This window comes from Variovorax sp. P1_H12_2 (assembly GCF_056405335.1).
This window is the reverse complement of the sequence record NZ_JBFUCI010000569.1, coordinates 1-3,277: the sequence shown is the minus strand read 5'-3', so window position 1 is coordinate 3,277 and position 3,277 is coordinate 1. Positions and strand designations below refer to the sequence as shown.

The window sequence follows — 3,277 nt, the reverse complement described above, 5'->3', positions numbered from 1 at the left end:
GCCTGGAGGGTGTCGACCCGCCGTGGCAACAGTTTTTCGGCGAAGAAGGCATCGGCGATGCGCTGCTGCTCGCCGAGGCCGCCCGTCACGACCGGGCGGACTTCGTAGCTGCGCCGCGCGTTGGCCTGTTCGATGGTGGCGACGTCCAGCCCCCACACCGGCGCCAGCAATTCCGCGGCGTCGCGGGGATTGCTCTTGACCCACTTGCCCGCCTTGTCGAGCGCGGCGTAGATCACGCGCAGCACATCGGGACGCGCCTGTGCGAACTTCGTCGAGGCCAGGTAGTAGCGCTGATAGGAAGCGATGCCGGAACCGTCGACCAGCACGCGCACGCCGGCCTGGCGCTGCGCTGCCGCGAAGAACGGATCCCAGGTCACCCAGGCGTCGATCGCGCCCTTCTCGAAAGCCGCGCGACCGTCGGCCGGTGTCAGGTACGCGACCTCGACGTCCTTCAACGCGACCCCGCCCTTGTCGAGCGCGGCCAGCAGAAGGTAGTGGCCCCCGGAGCCTTTCGCGACCCCGATCTTCTTGCCCTTGAGGTCGCTCAGGGCCTTGAGGGGCGAGTCGGCTCGCACCACGATCGCCTGCGCGGTCGGCGAAGGCGCCTCCTGGGCCACGAACGTGAGTTGCGCGCCGGCAGCCTGCGCGAACACCGGGACCGTGTCCGCCACGTCGGCGCTGAAATCGAGGTTGTCGAGGTTCAGCGCCTCGAGCAACGGCAGGCCGCTGGTGAACTCGTGCCAGCTCAACTTGACGCCGAGCGGCGCGAGCTCGCGCTCGAGCGTCCCCTGCGCCTTGAGCACGGCGATCAGCGTCGACGACTTCTGGTAGCCGATGCGCACCACCGGGCTGGCCTGCGCGAAGGCGACCGTGCCTRCCGCGACCATGCCCACGGCCAACAGGGCCCGGGCCAGGCGTCGAATCATCCTCATGGCTTGGCCGCGACAACGGCGTCGCTGACCTTGATGGCCTTCGGAATCAGTTTCAAGTCGAAGAACGTGTCGGCGATCTTCTGCTGGTCGGCCGCGACGTCGGGCGTGATCGGCTTGACGTTGAACTCGTAGCGCTGCAACGCGAGTTCGACGACGTCGACCGGCAGGCCCTGCAGCGGCGCGATCAGCTCGGCGGCCTGGCGCAGGTTCTTCTTGAGCCAGATGCCCTGCGACACCGAATCCTCGAACAGCGCCTCGATCACCTTCGGGTTCTTCGTGACGAAGCCGCGCTCGCCCAGGTAGTACTGGTAGTTGTTGACCACGCCGGGCGAGCCGTCGGCCAGCACGCGGGCGCCGGTGGCCTTCTCGGCAGCGGCCTGGAACGGATCCCAGATCACCCAGGCGTCGACGTTCTTGCTCTCGAACGCGGCACGGCCATCGGCGGGGGCCAGGTACACCGGCTGGATGTCGCTGAGCTTGAGGCCGTTCTTCTCGAGCTGCTTGACGAGCAGATAGTGCACGTTGCTGCCCTTGTTGAGCGCCACTTTCCTGCCCTTGAGATCGGCGACCGAGCGGATCGGCGAGTCCTTGGTGACGAGGATCGCTTCGGCCCGCGGCGCCGCCGGGTCGTAGCCGAAGTAGACGAACCTGGCACCCGCGGCCTGGGCAAAGATGGGCGGCGCTTCGCCGACATAGCCGACATCGACCGCGCCGACGTTGAGGCCTTCGAGCAGCTGCGGGCCAGCCGGAAACTCGACCCACTTGACGCCGAAGCCGAGCGGCTGCAACTTCTTCTCCAACGTCCCCTGGACCTTCTGCAGAACGAACAGGCTCGCGGACTTCTGGTAGCCGATGCGCAGCTCGCCCTTGACCGCTTGCGCATGGGCCGAGGTCACCGCGAGGAAGCCGGTGATCAGCGCGATGGCACAGACGACCAGCGCGCTGAGCACGATATCGCGCAAGGTCTGCCAGAGGGAGCCCTCCGGCGGGTCGAGGTGGACGTGTTCTGCGGGGACGGGCGACATGTGAATTCCTGGGATCGTCTAAGAGCGGACGCGATTCTCGAAAGAGGTCGTCGAAAGAGGAACGACCGTTAAGTCAGTTGCATATAGCCAAATCAACCGACTACGCGGCGGCTGGCAAGGCGGCCGGTGTGGAGGCGCGTGCACGGCGTGCGTCGACGCTCCAGGGGCCCGGGCCAGCGGCAGCGATGTACAGGAAGACGAAGGAGAACAGCACCGCCGCCTCGCCCTGGTTCAAGAACGGCACCCCCACGAAGCCCTTGGTCGCATGGCCGATGAAATAGGCGAACGCCAGCAAGCCCGAGAGGACAAACGCTGTCGGACGCGTGAAGAGCCCGATCAGCAGCAGCACGCCGCCGACCAGTTCCAGGACGCCTGCCACGCCGAGCAATGACAGGATCTGGAGATTGTCGAAAAAGGCGACGTGAGGAAAGCCGAGCAGCTTGGCCGACCCATGCTGGATCAGCAGAAAAGCGGAGACGATGCGCAGCACGGACAGGACGCGGGGCGCCAGGAGTTCGGGATTGCGAAAGGACATGGTGAGCCAATCAATAAGGAGGGAGTGAAGGCCAGTGCGGTCAAATGCACGGCAGCAGACCGGCGAATTCTGCGGACGTACAACACGTCCGCCAACGAACGAATGCGAGTTTGCAGATGCGCTTTCCGTTGGCTTGCATAAGCATCCAAGCAATCGGTCTTTGGCGGCTTGGCGGACGCGGCGTACAAGTGCGGTCTATGTCTTCGACCCGCCAACTCAAGCTGGGTGCATTCATGCGCCCCGTCAGCATTCACACCGGCGCCTGGCGCTATCCGGGCGCCTTCGCCGACGCCAACTTCAACTTCGCGCACTTGAAGCGCTTCGCGCAGACACTGGAGCGAGCGCGCTTCGACGCCTTCTTCATGGCCGACCATCTCGCGGTGCTCAACATGCCGATGGAGGCGCTCCAGCGCAGCCACACCGTGACCTCCTTCGAGCCGTTCACCCTGCTGTCGGCGCTGAGCCAGGCCACCGAGCGCATCGGCCTGGTCGCCACCGCGTCGACCACCTTCGACGAGCCCTTCCACATCGCGCGCCGCTTCGCTTCGCTGGACCACCTGAGCGAGGGCCGGGCAGGCTGGAACATCGTCACCACCTCCAACCCCGATGCGGCGCTCAACTTCGGCCTCGACGATCACATGCCGCACGACGAGCGCTATGCGCGGGCGCGCGAGTTTTACGAAGTCGTGACCGGCCTGTGGGACAGCTGGGCCGACGACGCCTTCATTCGCGATGCTGCGAGCGGCCGCTTCTTCGATCCGGCTCGCCTGCACACGCTGAACCAC

Annotated in this window: 4 protein-coding genes; 1 reads left to right on the top strand and 3 read right to left on the bottom strand. The window is 65.9% G+C overall.

The features are described from left to right. The 3 genes from AC1D2K_RS32470 to AC1D2K_RS32460 form a co-directional block, all read right to left on the bottom strand. Window positions 1-887, bottom strand: an 887-nt coding sequence (locus tag AC1D2K_RS32470) for an aliphatic sulfonate ABC transporter substrate-binding protein (RefSeq protein WP_478094269.1), incomplete at its 3' end; no start/stop codon positions are given. Between the two features lie 41 nt (window positions 888-928). Then, a complete protein-coding gene (locus tag AC1D2K_RS32465; RefSeq protein WP_478094267.1) occupies window positions 929-1,957 on the bottom strand; it encodes a sulfonate ABC transporter substrate-binding protein in 1,029 nt (342 codons plus the stop codon). A 100-nt stretch (window positions 1,958-2,057) separates the two neighbouring features. Beyond that, window positions 2,058-2,492 carry a DoxX family protein gene (locus AC1D2K_RS32460; protein ID WP_478094265.1) on the bottom strand — a complete coding sequence of 145 codons (435 nt, stop codon included), beginning with the start codon at window positions 2,490-2,492 and terminating at the stop codon, window positions 2,058-2,060. Window positions 2,493-2,689: 197 nt separating this feature from the next. On the opposite strand from AC1D2K_RS32460, the gene AC1D2K_RS32455 reads away from it, so the two are divergent. Continuing rightward, the coding region (locus tag AC1D2K_RS32455; RefSeq protein WP_478094264.1) for an LLM class flavin-dependent oxidoreductase at window positions 2,690-3,277 on the top strand (588 nt) is incomplete at its 3' end.

Bases quoted from the DNA above. Each gene is read 5' to 3' on its own strand.
- AC1D2K_RS32465 (WP_478094267.1), bottom strand. From the start codon at position 1,957: ATGTCGCCCGTCCCCGCAGAACACGTCCACCTCGACCCGCCGGAGGGC.
- AC1D2K_RS32460 (WP_478094265.1), bottom strand. From the start codon at position 2,492: ATGTCCTTTCGCAATCCCGAACTCCTGGCGCCCCGCGTCCTGTCCGTG.